Annotated in this window: 24 protein-coding genes; 12 read left to right on the top strand and 12 right to left on the bottom strand. The window is 62.6% G+C overall.

Annotated elements, in window-relative coordinates:
* Positions 1–48 precede the first annotated feature (48 nt).
* From ACR0JC_RS03640 to ACR0JC_RS03610, 7 genes are all read left to right on the top strand, one after another.
* Positions 49–411 carry a nuclear transport factor 2 family protein gene (locus ACR0JC_RS03640; RefSeq protein ID WP_170338820.1) on the top strand — a complete coding sequence of 121 codons (363 nt, stop codon included), beginning with the start codon at positions 49–51 and terminating at the stop codon, positions 409–411.
* A gap of 75 nt (positions 412–486) precedes the next feature.
* Positions 487–1,266: an SDR family oxidoreductase gene (locus tag ACR0JC_RS03635; protein ID WP_170340040.1), complete on the top strand. Its 780-nt coding sequence runs from the start codon at positions 487–489 to the stop codon at positions 1,264–1,266.
* Between the two features lie 2 nt (positions 1,267–1,268).
* Complete coding sequence (locus ACR0JC_RS03630) at positions 1,269–2,381, top strand: hypothetical protein (RefSeq protein ID WP_170338822.1); 1,113 nt, start codon at positions 1,269–1,271, stop codon at positions 2,379–2,381.
* Between the two features lie 86 nt (positions 2,382–2,467).
* Positions 2,468–3,553 (top strand): ABC transporter ATP-binding protein, encoded by a 1,086-nt coding sequence (locus ACR0JC_RS03625; RefSeq protein ID WP_170338320.1) that lies wholly within the window; start codon positions 2,468–2,470, stop codon positions 3,551–3,553.
* 123 nt (positions 3,554–3,676) lie between these two features.
* Positions 3,677–4,459, top strand: coding sequence for a 5'/3'-nucleotidase SurE (gene surE, locus ACR0JC_RS03620; protein WP_170338825.1), 783 nt, complete (start codon positions 3,677–3,679; stop codon positions 4,457–4,459).
* Positions 4,456–5,106, top strand: coding sequence for a protein-L-isoaspartate(D-aspartate) O-methyltransferase (locus ACR0JC_RS03615; RefSeq protein WP_170338827.1), 651 nt, complete (start codon positions 4,456–4,458; stop codon positions 5,104–5,106). Before surE ends, ACR0JC_RS03615 begins: the two co-directional genes overlap by 4 nt.
* A 63-nt stretch (positions 5,107–5,169) precedes the next feature.
* Complete coding sequence (locus ACR0JC_RS03610; protein WP_170338325.1) at positions 5,170–6,321, top strand: M23 family metallopeptidase; 1,152 nt, start codon at positions 5,170–5,172, stop codon at positions 6,319–6,321.
* Positions 6,322–6,364: 43 nt separating this feature from the next.
* Here the strand turns inward: ACR0JC_RS03610 and ACR0JC_RS03605 are convergent, their stop codons facing one another.
* Both ACR0JC_RS03605 and ACR0JC_RS03600 read right to left on the bottom strand, forming a co-directional pair.
* Positions 6,365–7,036: a helix-turn-helix transcriptional regulator gene (locus tag ACR0JC_RS03605; protein WP_170338831.1), complete on the bottom strand. Its 672-nt coding sequence runs from the start codon at positions 7,034–7,036 to the stop codon at positions 6,365–6,367.
* A 21-nt stretch (positions 7,037–7,057) separates the two neighbouring features.
* Complete coding sequence (locus tag ACR0JC_RS03600) at positions 7,058–7,363, bottom strand: hypothetical protein (RefSeq protein WP_149774521.1); 306 nt, start codon at positions 7,361–7,363, stop codon at positions 7,058–7,060.
* Between the two features lie 219 nt (positions 7,364–7,582).
* Between ACR0JC_RS03600 and ACR0JC_RS03595 the strand changes: the two genes are divergently transcribed.
* The 4 genes from ACR0JC_RS03595 to ACR0JC_RS03580 all read left to right on the top strand — a co-directional run bounded on the left by ACR0JC_RS03595 (position 7,583) and on the right by ACR0JC_RS03580 (position 10,099).
* Positions 7,583–7,798 (top strand): twin-arginine translocase TatA/TatE family subunit, encoded by a 216-nt coding sequence (locus tag ACR0JC_RS03595; protein ID WP_170338833.1) that lies wholly within the window; start codon positions 7,583–7,585, stop codon positions 7,796–7,798.
* A 6-nt stretch (positions 7,799–7,804) separates the two neighbouring features.
* Positions 7,805–8,263 (top strand): Sec-independent protein translocase protein TatB, encoded by a 459-nt coding sequence (tatB, locus tag ACR0JC_RS03590; RefSeq protein ID WP_170338835.1) that lies wholly within the window; start codon positions 7,805–7,807, stop codon positions 8,261–8,263.
* The gene (tatC, locus tag ACR0JC_RS03585) at positions 8,260–9,141 is read left to right on the top strand and encodes a twin-arginine translocase subunit TatC (protein ID WP_170338837.1); all 882 of its coding nucleotides are present in this window, start codon (positions 8,260–8,262) and stop codon (positions 9,139–9,141) included. Before tatB ends, tatC begins: the two co-directional genes overlap by 4 nt.
* A 115-nt stretch (positions 9,142–9,256) precedes the next feature.
* Complete coding sequence (locus ACR0JC_RS03580; protein ID WP_170338839.1) at positions 9,257–10,099, top strand: ATP-binding protein; 843 nt, start codon at positions 9,257–9,259, stop codon at positions 10,097–10,099.
* A 57-nt stretch (positions 10,100–10,156) separates the two neighbouring features.
* On the opposite strand, the gene ACR0JC_RS03575 is transcribed toward ACR0JC_RS03580, so the two are convergent.
* From ACR0JC_RS03575 to ACR0JC_RS03545, 7 genes are all read right to left on the bottom strand, one after another.
* Complete coding sequence (locus tag ACR0JC_RS03575; protein ID WP_170338841.1) at positions 10,157–10,804, bottom strand: SDR family NAD(P)-dependent oxidoreductase; 648 nt, start codon at positions 10,802–10,804, stop codon at positions 10,157–10,159.
* A gap of 42 nt (positions 10,805–10,846) precedes the next feature.
* The gene (locus ACR0JC_RS03570) at positions 10,847–11,095 is read right to left on the bottom strand and encodes a hypothetical protein (protein WP_093962257.1); all 249 of its coding nucleotides are present in this window, start codon (positions 11,093–11,095) and stop codon (positions 10,847–10,849) included.
* Between the two features lie 184 nt (positions 11,096–11,279).
* Positions 11,280–12,740: an amidophosphoribosyltransferase gene (gene purF, locus ACR0JC_RS03565; protein WP_170338843.1), complete on the bottom strand. Its 1,461-nt coding sequence runs from the start codon at positions 12,738–12,740 to the stop codon at positions 11,280–11,282.
* 497 nt (positions 12,741–13,237) lie between these two features.
* The gene (locus ACR0JC_RS03560) at positions 13,238–13,807 is read right to left on the bottom strand and encodes a CvpA family protein (protein ID WP_093962256.1); all 570 of its coding nucleotides are present in this window, start codon (positions 13,805–13,807) and stop codon (positions 13,238–13,240) included.
* 40 nt (positions 13,808–13,847) lie between these two features.
* A complete protein-coding gene (gene radA / locus ACR0JC_RS03555; RefSeq protein WP_170338845.1) occupies positions 13,848–15,212 on the bottom strand; it encodes a DNA repair protein RadA in 1,365 nt (454 codons plus the stop codon).
* A 133-nt stretch (positions 15,213–15,345) separates the two neighbouring features.
* Positions 15,346–16,128 carry a kinetochore Spc7 family protein gene (locus ACR0JC_RS03550; RefSeq protein WP_170338847.1) on the bottom strand — a complete coding sequence of 261 codons (783 nt, stop codon included), beginning with the start codon at positions 16,126–16,128 and terminating at the stop codon, positions 15,346–15,348.
* 149 nt (positions 16,129–16,277) lie between these two features.
* Positions 16,278–16,730 carry a paraquat-inducible protein A gene (locus tag ACR0JC_RS03545; RefSeq protein ID WP_170338849.1) on the bottom strand — a complete coding sequence of 151 codons (453 nt, stop codon included), beginning with the start codon at positions 16,728–16,730 and terminating at the stop codon, positions 16,278–16,280.
* Positions 16,731–16,836: 106 nt separating this feature from the next.
* Here ACR0JC_RS03545 and ACR0JC_RS03540 point away from each other — a divergent pair, with 106 nt between their 5' ends.
* Positions 16,837–17,259 carry an acyl-CoA thioesterase gene (locus ACR0JC_RS03540; RefSeq protein WP_170338851.1) on the top strand — a complete coding sequence of 141 codons (423 nt, stop codon included), beginning with the start codon at positions 16,837–16,839 and terminating at the stop codon, positions 17,257–17,259.
* 2 nt (positions 17,260–17,261) lie between these two features.
* Here the strand turns inward: ACR0JC_RS03540 and ACR0JC_RS03535 are convergent, their stop codons facing one another.
* Genes ACR0JC_RS03535 through alr form a run of 3 tightly spaced genes read right to left on the bottom strand, consistent with a single transcriptional unit; the run spans position 17,262 to position 19,818 of the window.
* On the bottom strand, positions 17,262–18,008 hold the full coding sequence (locus tag ACR0JC_RS03535) for an ABC transporter ATP-binding protein (RefSeq protein ID WP_170338853.1): 747 nt from the start codon (positions 18,006–18,008) through the stop codon (positions 17,262–17,264).
* A complete protein-coding gene (locus tag ACR0JC_RS03530) occupies positions 18,005–18,787 on the bottom strand; it encodes an MlaE family ABC transporter permease (protein ID WP_170338351.1) in 783 nt (260 codons plus the stop codon). The genes ACR0JC_RS03535 and ACR0JC_RS03530 overlap by 4 nt, the downstream gene beginning before the upstream one ends.
* Positions 18,784–19,818 carry an alanine racemase gene (gene alr, locus ACR0JC_RS03525; protein ID WP_170338353.1) on the bottom strand — a complete coding sequence of 345 codons (1,035 nt, stop codon included), beginning with the start codon at positions 19,816–19,818 and terminating at the stop codon, positions 18,784–18,786. The genes ACR0JC_RS03530 and alr overlap by 4 nt, the downstream gene beginning before the upstream one ends.
* Between the last annotated feature and the right edge of the window lie 196 nt (positions 19,819–20,014).

Below are 20,014 nucleotides of genomic sequence, written 5' to 3'. Positions count from 1 at the left end.
TGGATATGCCAATAAGAACATATAGTGAACAAATAATGGAGTGGATCAATGAATTTGAAAGAAATCGCCCAAGAACTGGTGGCAGGTTGCCGCGAAAACCGCGCCAAGGAGAATCTGGAGAAGTTGTATGCAGCCGATGCCGTCTCGGTCGAGGCGATGGACATGCAGGGCATGGGCCGCGAGACCCACGGCATCGAGGGCATCCGCGGCAAGCATGATTGGTGGGAAAGCGCGCACGAGGTCTCGGGCGCGTCAGTCAGCGACCCGTTCTTGCATGGCGAAAACAGCTTTGCCGTGATTTTTGAAGTGCAGGGCAAGGTGAAGGAAAGCGGTGAAGCTTTCGACATGCGCGAGGTCGGAGTCTATCACGTTGTCAACGGCAAGATCGTGCGGGAAGAGTTCTTCTACTGATTTGCCGACGCCAATCTGGTCTTCCCTGTCTGGCCGGTGCTAGACATGCGGGTAACAACTGACTGGGGGGATCACATGGATCTGGGACTACAAGGAAAACGCGCGCTGGTCTGCGCCAGCAGTAAGGGCTTGGGGCTGGGCTGCGCCGAGGCGCTGGCCGCCGAGGGTGTCGATTTGGTGATGAACGCACGTGGGCCTGACGCGCTGGAGGCGCAGGCCGATCGGTTGCACGCCGATTACGGTGTCGAGGTGCAGACAGTCGCTTGCGACGTGACCACGCCCGAAGGCCAAGCGCAGGTGATCGAGGCCGCGCAGGGCGTTGATATCCTTGTGACAAACGCTGGTGGCCCGCCGCCGGGCCTGTGGTCCGACTGGGACCGCGAGGATTTCATCAAGGCGCTGGATGCCAACATGCTGACGCCGATCGCCTTCATGAAGGCGCTGTTGCCGTCGATGATGGACAAGGGGTGGGGCCGGGTGGTGAACATCACCTCGCAATCGGTGCGGGCGCCCATCGCGGTGCTGGGCTTGTCGAACGCGGCGCGCACCGGGCTGACCGGCTATGTGGCCGGAACCGCGCGGCAGGTGGCGCCCTATGGCGTGACCATCAACAACCTGTTGCCCGGCATTCATGCCACCGACCGGGCGGACTCGCTGGATGCCGGGGTTTCGGCACAGAAGGGCATCTCGCTGGACGAGGCAAGGGCCGAGCGCGCGGCCACGATTCCGGCGCGGCGCTATGGCACGCGGCAGGAATTCGGCGCGACCTGCGCGTTTCTGTGCTCGCAACATGCCGGGTTCATCGTAGGGCAGAACATCCTGCTGGATGGTGGCGCAACCAACCTGACGATGTGATCGTGGCGCAGGGGTTTTCGCTGAAGGATCAGCTGTTCAACGCGGAAAAGACCCGTTACCTTGCCGGCCTGTTCACGCAGGCCGACGCCGGGTTTGACGGCGACGCATTCGTGGCGCGGGTCATGTCGCGCCTGCCGGAGCTGGAGCTGAAGCAGCGGATCGCGTGGATTGCCGATTGTTTGCAGACGGCCTTTCCCGGCGCGCTGCCCGACGTGGCACCGGTGATCCTGCGCGCCTTGCCGCCGCCTCTGGACCCATCCCTGAGCGATGATGATTTCGGTGACTTCATCATTGCCCCATTGGGTGAGTGGGTGGCGCAGGTCGGCGCGGACCATCCCGACGTGGCGCTGGATGTGTTTGCAGAGATCACTCAGCGATTTTCGATGGAATGGGCGATCCGGCCTTTTCTGAACAGTCATCCCAATCTGGTGCTGGATCGGATGCAGGACTGGTGCGGGCATTCCAGCTATCACGTCCGGCGGCTCGTCTCCGAAGGCACGCGCCCGCGGCTGCCCTGGGGGCAGGCGGTCGGGCTGGATCTGACGGACCCGCTGCCGCTGCTGGATCGGTTACACTCGGATCCGACGCGTTATGTCATACGGTCGGTGGCGAACCATCTCAACGACATCACCAAGAAAGACCCCGACTTGGCATTGAACCGCCTGAAGGCGTGGCATGCCTCGGGCGCGCAAGACAGCGACGAGATGCGGTGGATCACCGCACATGCGCTGCGCGGGCTGGTCAAGTCCGGCCATGGCGGGGCGATGGCGCTGCTGGGTTATGATCCCGACGCACCACTGGAGGTGAATGTTGAGGTGATTGGCGAGGCCCGCATCGGCGGGGTTCTGGAGTTCGCCGTCTCGGTATCAGGGCCCGATGATCATCCGGTCTTGATTGACTATATCGTGCATTTTCAGCGACCTGGCGGGAAAATCTCACCTAAGGTTCACAAGCTCAAGCAGGCCAGTCTGTCAGATGGCCGCCTGCGGCTGAGCAAGCGTCACAAGCTCAAGGGCGACGCCACCACGTTTCGACTGGTTCCGGGGCCGCACAGGCTTGAGATTCAGGTCAACGGCAGGGTTCGCGCGGGCGTGCCGTTCGAGCTGCTGGCCTAGCGCCTCTCTTGCGCCCGATGGGCGGGGTTGTTATCCCGGCGCAAGCCCGATGAAATTGATCGGGAAAAGGTAATTGGGGTCCGTCGGTGGCAATCAACACAGCTCCTCCGCGATTGGAAATCCGCAATCTGGTCTGCCGGTTCGGCGGGCGCACGGTGGTGGATGATGTCTCGCTGACCGTTCAGGCGGGGCAGGTGACCTGTCTGCTGGGTCCGTCGGGCTGCGGCAAATCCACTACGTTGCGGATGATTGCTGGCGTCGAAATGCAGGACTCGGGCGAAATCTACGTCGATGGCAAGCTGGTCTGTGACACGGTGTTCCGAGTCCCGCCGGAACGTCGCGAGATCGGACTGATGTTCCAGGATTTCGCTTTGTTTCCGCACCTCAGCGTGGCCGACAACGTTGCCTTTGGCCTGAAAGGGGCCAAAGAGCAAAAACGGGAACGTGTCGAAGAGTTGCTGAGAAAGGTCGACCTGATCCGCCATATCGACGGGTTTCCGCATCAACTGTCAGGGGGCGAGCAGCAGCGGGTCGCGCTGGCCCGAGCGTTGGCGCCGCGTCCGCGGATCATGCTGATGGACGAGCCGTTTTCTGGCCTCGACAACCGTCTGCGCGACGGCATCCGCGACGAGACCCTCGCCATCCTCAAGGAAGAGGACGCCGCCGTGTTGCTGGTCACGCACGAGCCCGAAGAGGCGATGCGCATGGCCGACGAAATTGCACTGATGCGCCGCGGCAAGATCGTGCAGCAGGGCGCGCCCTACAATGTCTACACCCGACCCGTAGACAAGGCTGCTGTGGCATTTTTTAGTGATGTCAATGTGTTGCAGTCCCAGGTGAATGGAGCATTGGCGCAAACGCCATTTGGTCAATTCCTGGCGCCGGGTGTTCCTGATGGCACCGACGTCGAAATCGTTTTCCGCCCTCAGCACGTGCGGCTGGACTTTGATCGCAACGGCAAGGGGCCGCTGCCGACGGCGACCGATGGCGTTGCGGCCCGCGGCGTGGTCGAGCGCGCTCGCTTTCTGGGCAACGAAAGCCTGATCGAGTTTCGGATGGACTATGACGGCTCGATCCTCAAGGCGACCGTCCCGAACGTGTTCGTGCCCAATCCGGGCCGGGTGATGTGGTTGACCATCCGGCGGGATCGCTGCTTCGTTTTTCCAGCCTAGACGCCGCAACCGGTCGATTTCCCGGCGAGTGGTGCGCGAATGCCGCAGAATGCGCCGGGGCATCGCTTGCCGCATCCTTTGGGGCCGTCTATCAAGGGCGAAACGCGGGGGCACAGGCAGGCAATGCGCATACTTCTGACAAATGACGACGGGATCAACGCCCCGGGCCTAATCGCGCTCGAGGCGATTGCCGCGGATGTGGCCGGCCCGGATGGTGAGGTCTGGATCGTGGCTCCGGCTTTCGAACAGTCGGGGGTCGGGCATTGCATCAGCTATACCCATCCCATGATGGTCGCCAAACTGGGCGAGCGTCGTTTCGCGGCCGAAGGGTCGCCGGCCGACTGCGTGCTGGCCGGGCTGCATGACGTGATGAAGGACGCGCGACCTGATCTGGTTCTTTCTGGCGTGAACCGGGGCAACAATTCGGCCGAGAACACTTTGTATTCTGGCACGATCGGCGGCGCGATGGAGGCGGCACTCCAGGGCATTCCGGCGATCGCCTTGTCGCAGTATTTTGGTCCGCGCAATCTTGGGCTGGACGACCCGTTCGAGGCCGCCACGCGGTTCGGAGCGGACTTGGTACGACGCATTCTTGAGGCCGATCCGCCCGCGCAGGAAGACTACCGCCTGTTTTACAACGTGAATTTTCCTCCGGTGCCTGCCGATGAAGTTCTTGGTACCCGCGTCGCGCGTCAGGGATTCCGACGCGACACGCATTTTGGGGTGGAACCGCACAGCTCGCCCTCGGGCCGCCGTTTCCTGTGGATCAAAGGGGGCTATCAGCACAACCCGACGGCTCCGGGAACGGATGCGGCGGCGAACTTGGACGGCTATATCTCGGTCACGCCGATGCGGGCCGACCTGACCGCCGATGATGCGCTGGAGGCGTTGAAGACGATCGAATGACCGGACTGGACCCCGAAACCAAGATGCAGTTCCTGTTCGCCCTGCGGTCGCGCGGGGTGACGGATGCGCGTGTTCTTGACGCGATGGAGCAGATCGACCGCGGCAAGTTCGTGCGGGGCCTGTTCGCCGAGCGTGCCTACGAGGACACACCACTGCCGATTGCATGCGGCCAGACGATCAGCCAGCCCTCGGTCGTGGGTCTGATGACGCAGGCGCTGCAGGTCACGCCGCGCGACAAGGTGCTCGAGGTGGGGACGGGTTCGGGGTATCAGGCTGCAGTGCTATCCAAACTGGCGCGGCGGGTCTACACCGTGGAACGCCACAAGCGTCTGGTACGCGAAACCGGTGAGCTGTTTCGCGAGTTGGGTCTGACGAATATCACGGCGATGCTGTCGGATGGATCTTTCGGGTTGCCCGAACAGGCTCCTTTTGACCGCATCATCGTCACCGCCGCAGCCGAGGACCCGCCGGGCCCGCTCTTGGCGCAGCTCAAAATCGGCGGTATCATGGTCTTGCCCGTTGGGCAGTCGGATGCGGTTCAGACCCTGATACGGGTCACCAGAACCGAGACCGGGCTGGAATATGACGAACTGTTGCCTGTTCGGTTCGTGCCCTTGCTGGAAGGGCTTGGAAAGGACGAGGCGTAACGTAGGTTTAGGAATTGGGCGCCAGAACCCCGGCAAACAGGGGCAGGTGTTGAGGACAGTGATATGAGAGCAGTTTCCAAGTCAGTCTTGGGTCGTGGAACAACGGCGATGGTTGCCGCGCTGGTGCTTGCCGGTTGCGAAGGCCCGCTGGATTACGACCTGCGCGGTCAGGTCGGCGGTTTTTCGACCACTCCGGCCGCACAATCAGCCACCACGAACCGGCCGGCGCCGGACAGCCGTGGCGTGATCACCTATCCGACATATCAGGTTGCCGTCGCGCAACGGGGTGACAACGTCGCCGCCGTGGCTGCGCGGGTTGGTCTGCCCGAGGCCGAGCTGGCCCGGTTCAACGGTCTCAAGCCCACCGACCAGCTGCGCGAAGGCGAAGTGCTGGCCTTGCCACGGTCCGTCGGCGCCGGAGCGGGGAATGTCGATATCGCCTCGATTGCCACGACCGCAATTGATCAGGCGCCGGACACGGGCGGCGTGCGGGTCACGAACCTTGAGCCGGCCAAACCGGCGCCCGTCACCTCAACGGACGAGCCGATCCGGCACAAGGTCAAGCGGGGTGAGACGGCTTATACCATTTCGCGCCTGTATCAGGTTCCGGTCGATGCGCTGGCTGAATGGAACGGTTTGGGTTCGGACTTCGCCGTGCGCGAAGGGCAGTTTCTGCTGATCCCCGTCAAAAATCAGGCTGCACCGCGCCAAGCTGCCGCCGCAGCGCCCACGGCGACCACCGAACCGGGGCAGGGATCGCCCACCCCGACGCCGCCCAGTGCAACGCAGCCGCTGCCGGACGAAAAAGTTGCGCCGTTGACGCCCGCTCCGGACGTGACGGCCGAGGCCCCGACGAATTCCAGCTCGTCAGCCTTGGCTCTGCCGGTAACCGGCAAGATCATTCGCCCGTATGCCAAGGGCAAGAACGAAGGGATCGACATCGCCGGTTCGCCCGGAGCATCGGTAAAGGCGGCCGAAGCTGGTACCGTGGCGGCCATCACGGCGGATGCGGATCAGATCCCGATCATCGTCGTCAAGCACACCAACGATTTGCTGACGGTCTACGCGAATGTCGAGAACATCTCGGTCAAGAAAGGCGACCGGGTCAGCCGCGGCCAGAGCATTGCCAAGCTGCGCGGGGGTGAGAATGCCTATGTGCACTTCGAGGTGCGCAAAGGGTTCGAATCCGTCGACCCCGAAACCTATCTGCGCTGAGGCTCAGAGTGCGGTTCCAAGTAGCCTTGGGTGAAAAACGGGATCAGGCGGTCGGGTCGTAGTCGGCCAGCCGCTTTCCGGGCTCGTCGGCAAAGATCTCGGGCAGCGGTGTGACGCTTTCGATCAGGTCGATGCGGAACACGCGGAAGGCCTCGCGCAGCTCGCACCAAGCGGTCAGGGTCCAGACCCGTCCCCAGTATTCCATGTGCAGGGGGCGGATCGTGCGTTCGGTCAGGGTTCCGTCGATGCGCCGGTAGGTCAGCCGCAGTTTCTGGCGCGATTTGATGGCCGCCCGGATCGGCGCCATATGCGCCAGCCCGCGCGCGGCGTCGGCAAATGGATAGACGGCGAATTTCCACGCATCGGCCTCGGCCACCACCTGGGTGGGCAGCACCGCGTCGATCTTGGCGGCCAGCGAGTCGGCGGCGGCCTTCAGGTCGGGGTCGGCGGCCTCGGCCACGATCGCCATGCCGAGGTTCAGGGCCTCAAGTTCGGCCGGGGTGAGGTTCAGCGGGGGCAGGGTGATCTGCTCGCGCACCATGTAACCCACGCCGCGTTCGCCCTCGACCGGGACGCCCGACGCCACCAGCGTATCCATGTCGCGATAGATCGTGCGGACCGACACTTCGAGCCGGTCCGCGATGTCCTGCGCGCGGTGCAGTTTGCCGTCGCGCAGGATCTGGATGATGTCGAACAGGCGGTCAGTGCGGCGCATGACACGCCGTCCGGACCGCGATCAGGCGGTCATGTTCCATAGCACTTTCTCGTGACGCATCTGGATGCTGGCGGGGTCGATGGCCGCCATCAGACCGGCGGCAAAATCCTGCTGCGGGAACTGCGCGGCGGCGTCCTGCGCGGCCTTCATGTCGGTCCAGATGACATAATCGGTCCAGCGGCCATCCTCGCCCTGGCTCAGCTGGCGGTGGGCAAAGCCGGGTGCCGCGCGCACGAAGGCCTCGGTCGTCTGGCTGAGCCTGACGAACTCTTCCGGCGTGGTGCCATCAGCGAGGGTGAAGGTGACGATTTCAGCAACATGGGTCATGTCAGTCTCCGTTGACTAGGTTTCGATGCCCTGTTCCTAGCCGCTCACAACTGACATAAACCTGTCAGTAGAGAATTGCCAGCCCGCAAAAAGCGCCCGAGCGGCCCGGATTTGAACGCGGATTTGACTTGCGTCACTTTTTTCGGCTGCCCGGTGGGCGTAGACAGGCTTCCAGATCACATTCCCGGCGCGGCGCGCCGACGTAGAAGGAGAAGAGACATGCTCAACAATATCGGCCTTCCCGGCCTGCTGCTGATCGCCGTCGTGGTGCTGGTGCTGTTCGGCCGCGGCAAGATCAGCTCGTTGATGGGTGAAGTGGGCAAGGGCATCACCGCATTCAAGAAAGGCGTCAAGGACGGTACCGAAGAGATCGAACAGGACGCGTCCGAGCTGGCCAAGGATGTCACGCCCGAGTCCGACAAAGACAAGGTCTAATCGCCCATGTTTGATCTGGGCTGGACCGAGCTTCTGGTCATCGGCATCGTTGCCCTGATCGTCGTGGGGCCCAAGGACCTGCCGGTTCTGTTCCGCAATGTCGGACGGTTCGTCGGCAAGGCCCGCGGCATGGCGCGCGAGTTCTCAAGCGCCATGAACGAGGCGGCCGACCAGGCGGGCGTGAATGACATAAAGAAAGGACTGGACGCGGCCACCAACCCGGTGGGCAGTGCGATGGACGGCGTCAAGCAGGCGGCCCAGGACATGGCCAAGAGCATGGACCCGACCAAGTTCGACCCCGACAGCGAAACCGGCAAACTGGCCGCTGAGCGCGCCGAGCAGGCCAAGAAGATCCAGGCCTCAACCGCCCGTGCGGCTGCCGAGCGCAAAGCGAAAGAAGCCGCCGAGGCCCTGGCCAAGGCCGAAGAGGCCGAAGCCGCGCTGAAAACCGAAGGCAAGTCATGAGCAATACCGACGAGATCGAAGATACCTCGGCCCCCCTGATCGAGCATCTGGCCGAGCTGCGCACGCGGCTGATCCACAGCGTCGTGGCATTTTTGATCGGTATGATCATCTGTTTCACGGTAGCCACGCCGATCTTCAACTTTCTGACCCAGCCCCTGTGCGATGTTCTGTCCGAGCGGGGACAGGACTGCGACCTGATCTTCATTTCGCCGCAGGAGGGCTTCTTCGTGGCGATCAAGGTTTCGCTCTTGGGTGGGTTCATTCTGGCCTTTCCGTATATCGGTATGCAGATGTGGCGGTTCGTGGCCCCGGGGCTCTATCGATCCGAGAAGAACGCCTTCCTGCCGTTCCTGCTGGCCTCGCCCTTCATGTTCCTGCTGGGCGCGAGCTTTGCCTTTTACGTGGTCACGCCGCTGGCCTATGACTTCTTCCTTGGGTTCCAGCAATTCGGGGCCGAGGGTGAGGCCTTAGCGGATGGTGCCACTGCGCCGCTGAGCGTGGTTTTCCAGGGTTCGGCACAGGAATACCTGAACCTGACGATCAAGTTCATCGTGGCCTTTGGCCTGTGTTTCCAGCTGCCGGTTCTGTTGACCCTGATGGGCAAGGCCGGGCTGGTCAGCGCCGAAGGCTTGGGCGCGGTGCGCAAATATGCCGTGGTGGGCATTCTGGTTCTGGCCGCCATCGTGACCCCGCCGGACGTGATCACCCAGATCATCCTGTTCGTCGTGGTCTATGGCCTGTACGAGATTTCGATCTTCCTGGTGGCCCGGGTCGAGCGGAAGCGCGAAGAACAGCTGCGGGCCGAAGGCTACTATGACGATGAAGAAGCCGCCGATGATGCGATGATGGACGAGTTTGACGCAGAAGACGGCAAATAAACCCGAGCAGTAAATGGGGAAGGGCGTGCCTTGGCGGGAGCGCCCTTTCTTCATGCGGGTCTTGTTGGCGGCCCTTGAACGTGGTTGAAATCGGCCGCAAGACTTCGGAGGACCCATGGACGACCAAGCCCTGAACCGCATCGCCGACGCATTGGAACGCATGGCCCCGGCGCCGCTGGCCGCGCCTGATTTCTCGGCCGCGCCCGCCTTTGTCTGGCACATCGGGCCCGACCGGCTTGAGCCGGTGCACCATGTCAACCGCGTCGATCTGGATCTACTGGTGGGCATCAACCGGTCGCGCGATACGCTGCTGGACAACACGCGCCGCTTCGCTGCCGGGTTCAAGGCCAACAACGCGCTGCTGTGGGGTGCGCGCGGCATGGGCAAGTCCAGCCTTGTCAAGGCGGTGCACGGCACCCTTCAGCCCGAGTTTCCCAACCTGAAGCTGGTTGAGCTGCAGCGCGAGGACATGGGCTCGGTCGCGCGGCTGCTGAACCACCTGCGCGCCGCACCTTACCGGTTCATCCTGTTCTGCGATGACCTGTCGTTCAGCCATGACGACCAGCACTACAAGTCGCTGAAAGCCGTGTTGGATGGCGGGATCGAGGGCCGGCCCGAAAACGTGGTGTTCTATGCCACGTCAAACCGCCGCCACCTGATGCCGCGTGACATGATCGAGAACGAGCGCTCAAGCGCGATCAACCCGTCCGAGGCGGTCGAGGAAAAGGTTTCGCTGTCCGACCGGTTCGGCCTGTGGCTGGGGTTCCACCCCTGCGATCAGGACGAATACCTTGCGATGATCGACCGGTATTGCGCGGCCTATGGCGTCAGCGTCGATGCCGACGTACTGCGGGCCGAGGCGATCGAATGGCAGGCCACGCGCGGCGCGCGTTCGGGCCGGGTGGCGTGGCAGTTCTTTGTCGATCTGGCGGGCCGGCAGGGCGTTCACATCGAATGAAAACGGCGCCCGCTTGGGGCGCCGCAACATCTTTCCCGTCGATCTGACCGAAAGGTCTCAGCCCAGCATGGACAGCAGGCGCGCTGCCTCGTCCGAGGGGCTGGCCAGCTTCGACCGGTCCTCACCGGGGAAGAAACGCGCGCGCAGGGCTGTGGCCATCGGCCTGGGCTGCAACACATGAACCTTCGGCCCGGTGCGGACGGTTTCGGCGGCCCAGCTGCGCGCCATGGCGATCTGCGCGGCCTTGGTTGCGCCGTAGGTGGCGCAGAACTTCTCGCCGGCACGCGGGTCGTCAAAGAATACGGCCTGTCCAGCCTCACCCAGCAAGGGCGCGACATAGGGGATCAGCACCGAAGTTGCCGAGGCGTTCACGTCCACGGATTTCTGCCAATCCTTGGGGTCGATGAAATTCGCGGGCGTCAGCGGTGCGGTGTGGATGGCCGTATGCAGCCACAGGTCCAGCTTGCCCCAGCGGTCATGGATGCCCCGGCACAGCGTGGCCATGGCATTGGGGTCGGCGATGTCCATCGGCGCCAGGGTGGCCGCGCCCCCTTTGGCCTTGATACGGTCATCCAGGTCTTCCAGCCCGCCGGTGGTGCGGGCAACGGCGACGATGTGATACTCGGGCGCCAGGGCCTCGGCCAGAGCGGCACCCAGGCCGCGCGACGCGCCGGTAACAAGTGCGATTTTGGTCTGATCGGTCATGCGCGGGGTTTGAACCCAAGCGCGCAGCCCGTCAAGCCCGGATCAGCTTCCGGGGATGGCGATGCGCTGGGTCCGGCCGCTTTGTCGCAGCATGATGCCGTCTTTGTCGATGGCTACGATCGTGCCCGAACCAAAGCGGCTGCCGGTCTTGACCTCTTTCACCCGTCCAGACGATGAGCGCATCAGGGCGCGCATGTCGTTCTGCGGGCCAAAGACGCCCAGGACGGTCGTACCATTCTTGCTGAGCGCGCCCTTTTGGGTGGCCGCGCTGTCGACTCTGGGATTTGCCATGTAAACTGGCCGGCCCGGTGGCCCGGCCTCCGTGTGATTGCGTGAGTGAGCAGCCGGTTGGCTAGCAGAGCCCAAGCGGAAGGAAAAGCCGGTGCAGCAGGTTTCGGCCATGTTTCGCCACGCCGATCCGGTCCATGAAAAAAGGGGCTCTGCGGCCCCTTGGAGAAGTCTCTGAATTCCGGCCTTATTCGGCCGCCGGTTGCATCTTGAACCCTTGTTCAACCATGTCCGCCGGAGTGACGGGATACTCGCCCGAGAAGCATGCATCGCAGTATTGCGGGCAGTCCTTGCTGCGACCCTGCGGCTCGCCGACCGCCCGGTACAGCCCGTCCAGCGAGATGAACTTGAGGCTATCGACCGCCAGATGCTTGGTCATTTCTTCCTCGGTCATCGTGGCGGCCAGCAGCTTTTCGCGCTGTGGCGTATCCACGCCGTAGAAACAGGGCCAGGCCGTGGGCGGCGAGGCGATGCGGAAATGCACCTCTTTCGCACCGGCATCCAGGATCATTTCCTTGATCTTGCGGCTGGTTGTACCGCGCACCACCGAGTCGTCGACCAGTATCACCCGCTTGCCCTCGATCAGGGCGCGGTTCACGTTCAGCTTGAGCCGCACGCCCATATTGCGGATCTGTTCGGTGGGTTCGATGAAGGTGCGGCCCATGTATTGGTTGCGGATGATCCCCATCGCATAGGGGATGCCCGACTCCAGCGAGTACCCAATGGCCGCGGGCGTACCGCTGTCGGGCACGGGGCAGACCAGATCCGCCTCGACGGGGCTTTCCTTGGCCAGCTCGCGCCCGATGGCTTCGCGTGTCTCATAGACCGAGCGTCCACCCAGAATCGAGTCTGGGCGCGAGAAGTAGACATGCTCGAAGATACAGAACTTGCTGGGTTGCCGGCGGAACGGGAAGTGGCTCTCAACACCGTTCTGGGCATTGATCACAACCATTTCGCCGGGTTCGATCTCGCGCAGGAATTCGGCACCGATGATGTCGAGGGCACAAGTTTCCGAGGCCAGGCACCAGCCATCGCCGATTTTGCCCAATACCAGCGGGCGCACACCCAGAGGATCGCGGACGCCGATCAGCTTGGTACGGGTCATGGCGACCACCGAGAAGGCGCCCTCGACCCGGCGCAGCGCGTCTTCCATCCGTTCCGGGATGTTGCGTTGTAGCGAGCGGGCCATCAGGTGGATGATGCATTCGCTGTCGGACGAACTTTGGAAGATCGAGCCGCGCTCGATCAGCTCGCGCCGCAGGGCATTGGCGTTCGTGATGTTGCCATTGTGCGCAATCGCGGCGCCGCCCATCGAAAACTCGCCAAAAAACGGCTGGACGTCACGGATGGCGGTTTGGCCCTTGGACCCGGCCGTGGAATAGCGCACATGGCCGATCCCGATCGGTCCAGGCAGGCTTTCCATCACGTCGGACGAGGTGAAATTGTCGCGCACATAGCCAAATCGACGGGCCGAGTTGAAACCGAGTTCGGGATCATGGGTGACGATCCCGCCGGCTTCCTGCCCGCGGTGCTGCAGGGCATGCAGACCAAGAGCAACGAAATTGGCGGCATCCTTGACGCCGACGACCCCGAAAATCCCGCATTCCTCGCGGAGCTTGTCATCATCGAACGGGTGGGCGGGGGGCATCTGCGGGCTATGCAAGACAGGCAGCTCCGATTCCATGGCGAGTTGGCCCTCACATAATGCCTAATGCCCCCCATGTCACCAAAGGATCATAATTCGTTTTGCCGCAGGCCGGGTTTCTGGTTTGATGGGGCCGCGAACATGAGTGTTTCCCGTGTTTTGAACGCGCTGCGTGGAAAGTTGCCGGCAGCATTTGACCGAGGGCAAAACAGGTATGTGGCAGGGACGACCGGGCCAGAAAAAGGAAGAGCACGTCAAACGCCGGTGCCATCGATGCCGCGGAATGGGACGTGCACCTTGCCAGATATGCAACGGCAAGGGCGAAGTCCTGAAGGGCCGAGATCACTTGGGCAAGCCGCAGTTCAGCCGGTGTGACGGATGCTTTGGCCTGAAAACCAACCGCTGCTCGGTTTGTGGGGGCGAAGGGTTCGTCTGACCCTCTGACAAAAGAAAAGCCCGGCTGGCAGCCGGGCTGGTTCGTTTTGCTTGGCTGGCGGCTGTTACTGGCCCTGCGAATCCGCGGTGCAGGATGCAACAAGCTCTTCGTACTGGGTGGTCACCCAACCCAGGGCGGCCTCGGGGTTCTGCTCTTCGATCCTGTCGCTGAACTGTTCGAACACCTTGGCCGAGCGGCTTTCGTCGACGATCGTGTAGGACTGGCCGGTCATCACGGTGTCGTAGACAAAGAAGGCGATGGCAACCAGCAGAATGCCGCGGGCAATGCCGAAGAAGAAACCCAGCGCCTGATCCAGCCCACCCAGTGCCGAGCGCTGTACCAAGGACGAGAACAACGGAGTGAAGATGCTGACCACGATGAGCGCAATGGCGAACACTGCGGCAAAGCCCGTAATCACCGACAATTCGCAGCTGTCACGCAAGAAGTCTCCGACCACCGGGATTTCCTTGACCAGCGGAACGGCCTGCGGTGCAAAGATGAAGGCCAGAACTGCGGCGGCGACCCAACCTGCAATGGCCATGACCTCGCGCATGAAGCCGCGCGAATAGGCCAGAATCCCCGACAGCACGATGATCAGGGCAACGAGCCCGTCAATTATTGTAAAACCTTCCATGGCCCTCGCCTGTTCTTTTTCTGCCCCTCGAGGCGCGACTTTAACCTGCTCCGAAGGTTTCGCCAACAAACCCAACCAAATCAGAGGGTCGGGTGAGTGTCAGACCTGCCACAGTACCGGTTTTGCCGCCTGCCGGAGCAATTGCTGCTGTGAAACCAAGTTTTTGCGCTTCTTTCAACCTGTTTTCGGTCTGCGGCGCTGGTCTAAGTGCCCCGGATAGCGAGATTTCTCCGAAAACCACGGTGTCGGCGGGCAGGGCGGTGTCCTCGCGCGCGCTCAGCAGGGCGGCGGCCACGGCAAGGTCGGCTGCGGGCTCGCTGATCTTCAGGCCCCCGGCCACGTTCAGATAGACGTCGAGCCCCGCAAAGGGGATGCCGCAGCGCGCTTCGAGCACGGCGAGGATCATTGCAAGCCGTCCGCTGTCCCAGCCGACGACCGTGCGGCGGGGCTGTGAATGGGGCGAGGGCGCGACCAGCGCCTGCAGTTCGACCAGAACCGGCCGGGTGCCCTCGATGCCTGCAAAAACCGCCGAGCCGGGGCTGGGTGTGCCGCGTTCCGACAGAAACAGGGCCGAGGGGTTGGTGACCTGTGCCAGACCCTTGCCCGTCATCTCGAACACACCGATTTCGTCGGCGGGGCCAAAGCGGTTCTTGACCGCGCGCAGGATGCGAAACTGGTGGCCGCGCTCGCCCTCGAAATAGAGGACGGTATCGACCATGTGTTCGACCACGCGGGGGCCGGCGATCTGGCCTTCCTTGGTGACATGGCCGACCATGATGATGGACACGCCGTGGCGCTTGGCAAAGCTGGTCAACTCGTGCGCGGCGGCGCGGACCTGACTGACTGATCCCGGTGCGCTGTCGACATTGTCCGCCCACATGGTCTGGATCGAGTCGATGATGGCAAGGCCGGGTTTCTCGGCCTCGAGCGTGGTGAGAATGTCGCGAAGGTTGGTCTCGGCCGCCAGTTGCACCGGCGCGTCCTCGAGCCCCAGACGGCGCGCGCGCATGCGAACTTGGGCGCTGGCTTCCTCGCCCGAGACGTAGATGGTTTTCAGGCCCGACCGGGCAAAGCGCGCGGCGGCCTGCAACAGCAGTGTGGATTTGCCGATTCCCGGATCGCCGCCCACCAGCAGGGCAGAGGCCGGGACCAGCCCGCCGCCCAGGACACGGTCCAGTTCCTCGACACCGCAGACTGTGCGGGGCGGCGGGGTCTCCTCGGTGGAGAGGTCTGTCAGGGTGACGGCCTGGCCGCGTTTGCCGCCCAGCGACTTCTTGGCCGGGCCTGCCGACAAGGGGGCCTCTTGAACTATGGTGTTCCACTCGCCACAGCCGTCGCAGCGGCCGGACCAACGGGAATGCGAGGCGCCACAGGCCGAGCAGGTGAAAGTCGTCGTCTTTGCCATGGCGCAATTCGTGCCCGAGCTTGCGCGGTTCTTCAAGCCCTTCCGGTGTTCAATCCGGACTGACAGGCCGCGGCGTCAGGCCCGGGAGGGCCATCCTTCGCGGCTGATGCTGCCGCATCTGGTGAGTGAGTGGCTATTCGGCGGCGCGGGGCGGGGGCATGGCGATGACGCTCGACGCGGTCGGGTCGCTGTCGTCCGGCGGGGTCTGTAACTGGGCGGAAAGCTCGGGCAAAAGCTCGAACAATTCTTCGCGCAGGCGGGCCAGTTGCGCCTTGGCGATGGATTCCTCGATCTCGATGTCGCGGGTCCACTGGCGCAATTCATGCTGTATGGTCTGGGCGTCTTCGATCCGTTGCTGAAACAGTTCGACCTCTTCCTGCCGCTGTTGCAGGAACGCCCGCGCTCGGGCGACTTTGGCCGCGCCGTAGGTCTCGGCCAGTTCGTGGCTGACCTGGCTCATCTGCGCGGCCAGTTCAAGGATTTCGGGCTCCAGCGATTGCAGGTCGGGGTGATCGCGCAGGAAGGCCATGCGCTCCTTGACCGCGTCAAACTCCGAGGCCAGCGCGAACACACCGCTGCGGTCGGCCGCATGTGCGATCTGGTAGGCATCGACCACGTCCTGCATCTGCAGCGAGAACTTCCGATGCGCGTTTTCCAACGCCATCATGCGCGCGCTGGAGGGTAGATAGAAGGCGAGCATCAGAACCAGAGCGGTCAGGCCGATCTGGATGTAGAGGCCGGCGTTCGGAATGTCCTGCCCGCCCAATCCAGCTTGCATCGTCAGCCAGGGCCAGACATTCACGGCGGCAAGCAGGGTGGCGGACACGGCAAACAGGGCGGCGGCGCAGATCAGGAAAAAAGTCAGTCGCAGGAATACGTTCTGGAAATGAATTGAAATCGAATGGAGGGCGGCCATGACAGTCCTACTCCTTTGGAAACCGGCAATACCGGGCCCGGGCGGAGTATCCATCAAACGTGCAAGACGGTCCGCGTCGGACCCTGAAACAAAAATGACTTGGCTGCTCGAATACTGGCCATCATAGCCAGAAATGCGTTTTCAATCAATCAGGTCCGGAGGTTTCGTGAACCAAGTTTCACTTCGGTAACGTATCCCAGCGCGATCGACGCAAGGATGCAGCCGGTGAAAAGGTACAGGCCCCACGCTGTTTCGATCGTTGCGTATGAGATACCCTTGGCCAAAGTGATGTAGAGCGCGATGAGGAAGATATCTGCCATGGCCAGCTTGCCCATGATGTTCAGCGCGGGTTGGACACGCGGGTCCAGCAGGTCCCATTGGACCAGCGCGGTGCCGATGGTTTTGATGTATGGGGCGAACAGGGCAAAGACGGTGACGACCAGCGCGAGGAAGATGTCGGATTTCCAGAGGGATTGGAGGCCGGTGATGACGCTGATCTCGCTGAGGCCGAAGATCGGCAGCAGGCCCGCGCGCATCAGCGGGGCGAACCACGCGATGGGGTAGAGGATCAGCAGCGAGAGGGTGGCGAGGCGGAGGGTCATTATGCTTAAATCGTAGGGTTTATGGACGACGCTTTCTTCGACTGAATGATGTGATAACGTGTACAAGTGAAGTCATGTAAAGTCATTCGGCAAGGAGATAATTTCTATGCCCGCCTATTTGGCGTTCAAGTCGGTTGTTGATCCTTCCGATTGCGATTTCCTTGGGCACATGAATGTATCCAGGTATTTTGCAGCATGTTCAGATTCCGTTTTCGCCATGCAGGCAGAAATGGGTTTGACGGCAGACGATATGCGGAGCGGTAGGCGGCTTTCCTTCGCAGTGGTGAATATCAACAGCGACTTCCGGCAGGAACTTGGTTCGGGCGAAGCGATCCAAATGGAGAGCGAAATTCTGGAAATTGGAAAGAAATCCATGACTTTCCGCCACACGCTTAGAAAAGTAGCGGACGGTGAAACGGCTTTCACCGCTGTGTTTAAATGTGTTTTGCTGAACTTGGAAACACGCCGGGCTGAGGTGTTGCCCGGTGATGTTTCAGAAAAAGCGAAACTGTGGATGGATGTAGAATAGACCTACCGCACCGCCTCAATCGGCCCTTCCGCACTCCCACTGATGAACTGTTCGACATAAGGATCGCCGGAGGAATCCATCTGGCTGACCGGTCCGGTCCACTGGATCACCCCGTCATGCAGCATCGCCACGTTGTCGGCAATCGCGCGGACGGAGCTCATGTCGTGCGTGATGGTCATTGCGGTGGCGCCCATTTCGGTCACGATCTCGCGGATCAGGTCATTGATGACGCCCGACATGATCGGGTCCAGCCCCGTAGTGGGTTCGTCGAAGAAAATGATCTCGGGTTCGGCGGCGATGGCGCGGGCCAGACCTACACGTTTCTGCATGCCGCCCGACAGTTCGGACGGGTAGAGATCTGCCACCTTGGCGCGCAGGCCCACGCGGCGCAGTTTCTCGATCGCGATTTCACGTGCCTCGTCCGTCGGTCGTTTCAGCGAGCCGCGCAGCAGGCGGAAGGCCACGTTCTGCCAGACGGGCAGCGAGTCAAACAGGGCCGCCCCTTGGAACAGCATACCGAACCTGGCTAGAAAGGCGTCTCGGTCACCGGTCTGGGCGTCCTGCCCATCGACGAAAATCTTGCCGCTGTCGGGTTTGATCAGACCAAGGATGCATTTCAGCGCCACGGATTTTCCGGTGCCCGAGCCACCGATGATCACCATGGACGTGCCTTTGGCAATCTCGAGGTTCATGCCCCTGAGCACGTGGTTGTCGCCGAAGGCCTTGTGTACGTTCTCCATCCGGATCATAGCGAGAAGAACACCCCTGTAAGAACGAAGTTGGCGGCAAGGATCAGGACAGCGGCGGCCTCGACCGAGCCCTTGGTTGCGCGGCCCACGCCTTGCGCGCCGCGCCCCGAGTGCATGCCGAAATAGCAGCCCATGATGGCCGCGATCATGCCGAACGCCGCTCCTTTGACCAGCGAGGACAGGATGTCGAGCGGCTCGAGGAAATCGACCGTGTTTTTCAGATAGGCTGCCGGGTTGAAGCCGAGGTTCTGCGTCGCCACGGCGTAGCCGCCCGCGATGCCGATGATGTCGCCCACGGCAACCAGAACAGGGACGGTGATCAATGCGGCCAGAACGCGCGGGGCCGCCAGGTATTTCATCGGGTGGGTCGACAGGGTGACCAGGGCGTCGATCTGCTCGGTCACCTTCATTGTGGCGATCTCGGCGGCGATCGACGAGGTGACTCGCGCCGCAATCATCAGGCCGACCATGACAGGACCCAACTCGCGGACCATGCCGATGGCCACGATCTGGGGCACGACGGCTTCGGCGTTGAAACGCGCGCCGCCGGCGTAGATCTGAAGCGCCAGCGCCCCGCCGGTGAAAATGGTGGTCAGCCCCACCACCGGCAACGACAGCCAGCCGATGTTCAGCAGAGCCATGCCCAGTTCACGCGGGTAGAACGGCGGTCGAAAGATGTGTGACAGAGCATCCAATGCAAACAGCGCCACGCGGCCGAACGCCGCCAGCAGGTTCAGGACCGCGCGGCCCAGTTCGCCAAGCCATGCGAGTGGATTCATTCGACATAGCCCCGCGAGTAGCGGCTGCCGAGTGAGGTCAGGATCTCGTACCCGATGGTGCCCGCGGCCTCGGCCAGGTCGTCCACCGTCTGATGGCCGTTCAGAATGCGCAGACGTTCGGGCGTGTGCGGCAGGTCGGTCACGTCGACGGTGATCAGATCCATCGAGATGCGTCCGACGACGGGGCAGGGCAGGTCGCCGGCAAACGTGTCGATGCCGCCACCGATGGCGCGATGCAGTCCGTCGGCATAGCCCGCGGCCACGGTTGCGATCCGCGAGGGGCGCCGGGCCTTCCACGTGTTGCCGTAGCCGACGGTTTCTCCGATCGCCAGCTCGCGCACCTGTATCACCGGCAGATCGACGGTGACCACAGGTTTGGCGCCCGCAAAGGGCAAGCCGCCATACAGGCCGATGCCGGGCCGACAGAAATCAAAGTGGAATTCCGGCCCCAGCAGAAGGCCACCGGTGGCCGCCAACGAACGCGGAGCCGATACGCCATCGGTCATCTCGCGGAAGGTTTTCAGCTGTTGCCGGTTCATGGGATGGTCCGGTTCGTCCGAACAGGCAAGGTGCGACATGACCACGACAGGGTTCAGCGCCTCGGCCCGGCTGCGCAGAGCGGCCCAGTCGGAAGGCTCCAGCCCGAGGCGGTTCATGCCACTGTCCAACTGAATCCCGAACGGATGGACCGGCAGCGCCTGCAGGTGGCGTTGGAATTGCTCGGGCGAGTTGATCAGCGGCACAAGGTCGTGATCGCGCAACAGGTCGGCGTCGCCCTCCATATGGCCTGAAAAGACGCAGATCAGGGGGCCGGGGCCAATCGCTTGGCGGACGGCGGCTCCTTCCTCGGCAACGGCGACAAAGAACTTGCGGACGCCTTCTTCGGCCAGCGTGTTGGCCACAGGTCCGGCGCCCAGACCATAGGCGTCGGCCTTGACCACGGCTCCGGTCTCGACATCGGTTTTTGCGTCCAGCGCCCGCCAGTTACTGGCCAGCGCATGAAGGTTGATCGTCAAACGTGCAGTACTCATGACCCGTTCATGACATTGCGCCGCACGAGGTCAAGGGGGAATGCGCTGCAAACGCGCGTAAAGTCCTTGCCATGGGCGGCTTGTAGCCGGGTTGCGCAGGTCCGGGCGGGCTTGAACGCGGGCAAGACAGCCTGCCAGCATTGTCCGCCTATCCGGGCCAAAACCGTTGGCTGATCCAGATCGTTCATCCGGCGCA

The sequence above is a fragment of the Ruegeria sp. CH5 genome (genome assembly GCF_056537025.1).
The sequence above is the reverse complement of the archived record's forward strand: the minus strand, read 5'-3'. Positions and strand labels throughout refer to the sequence as shown.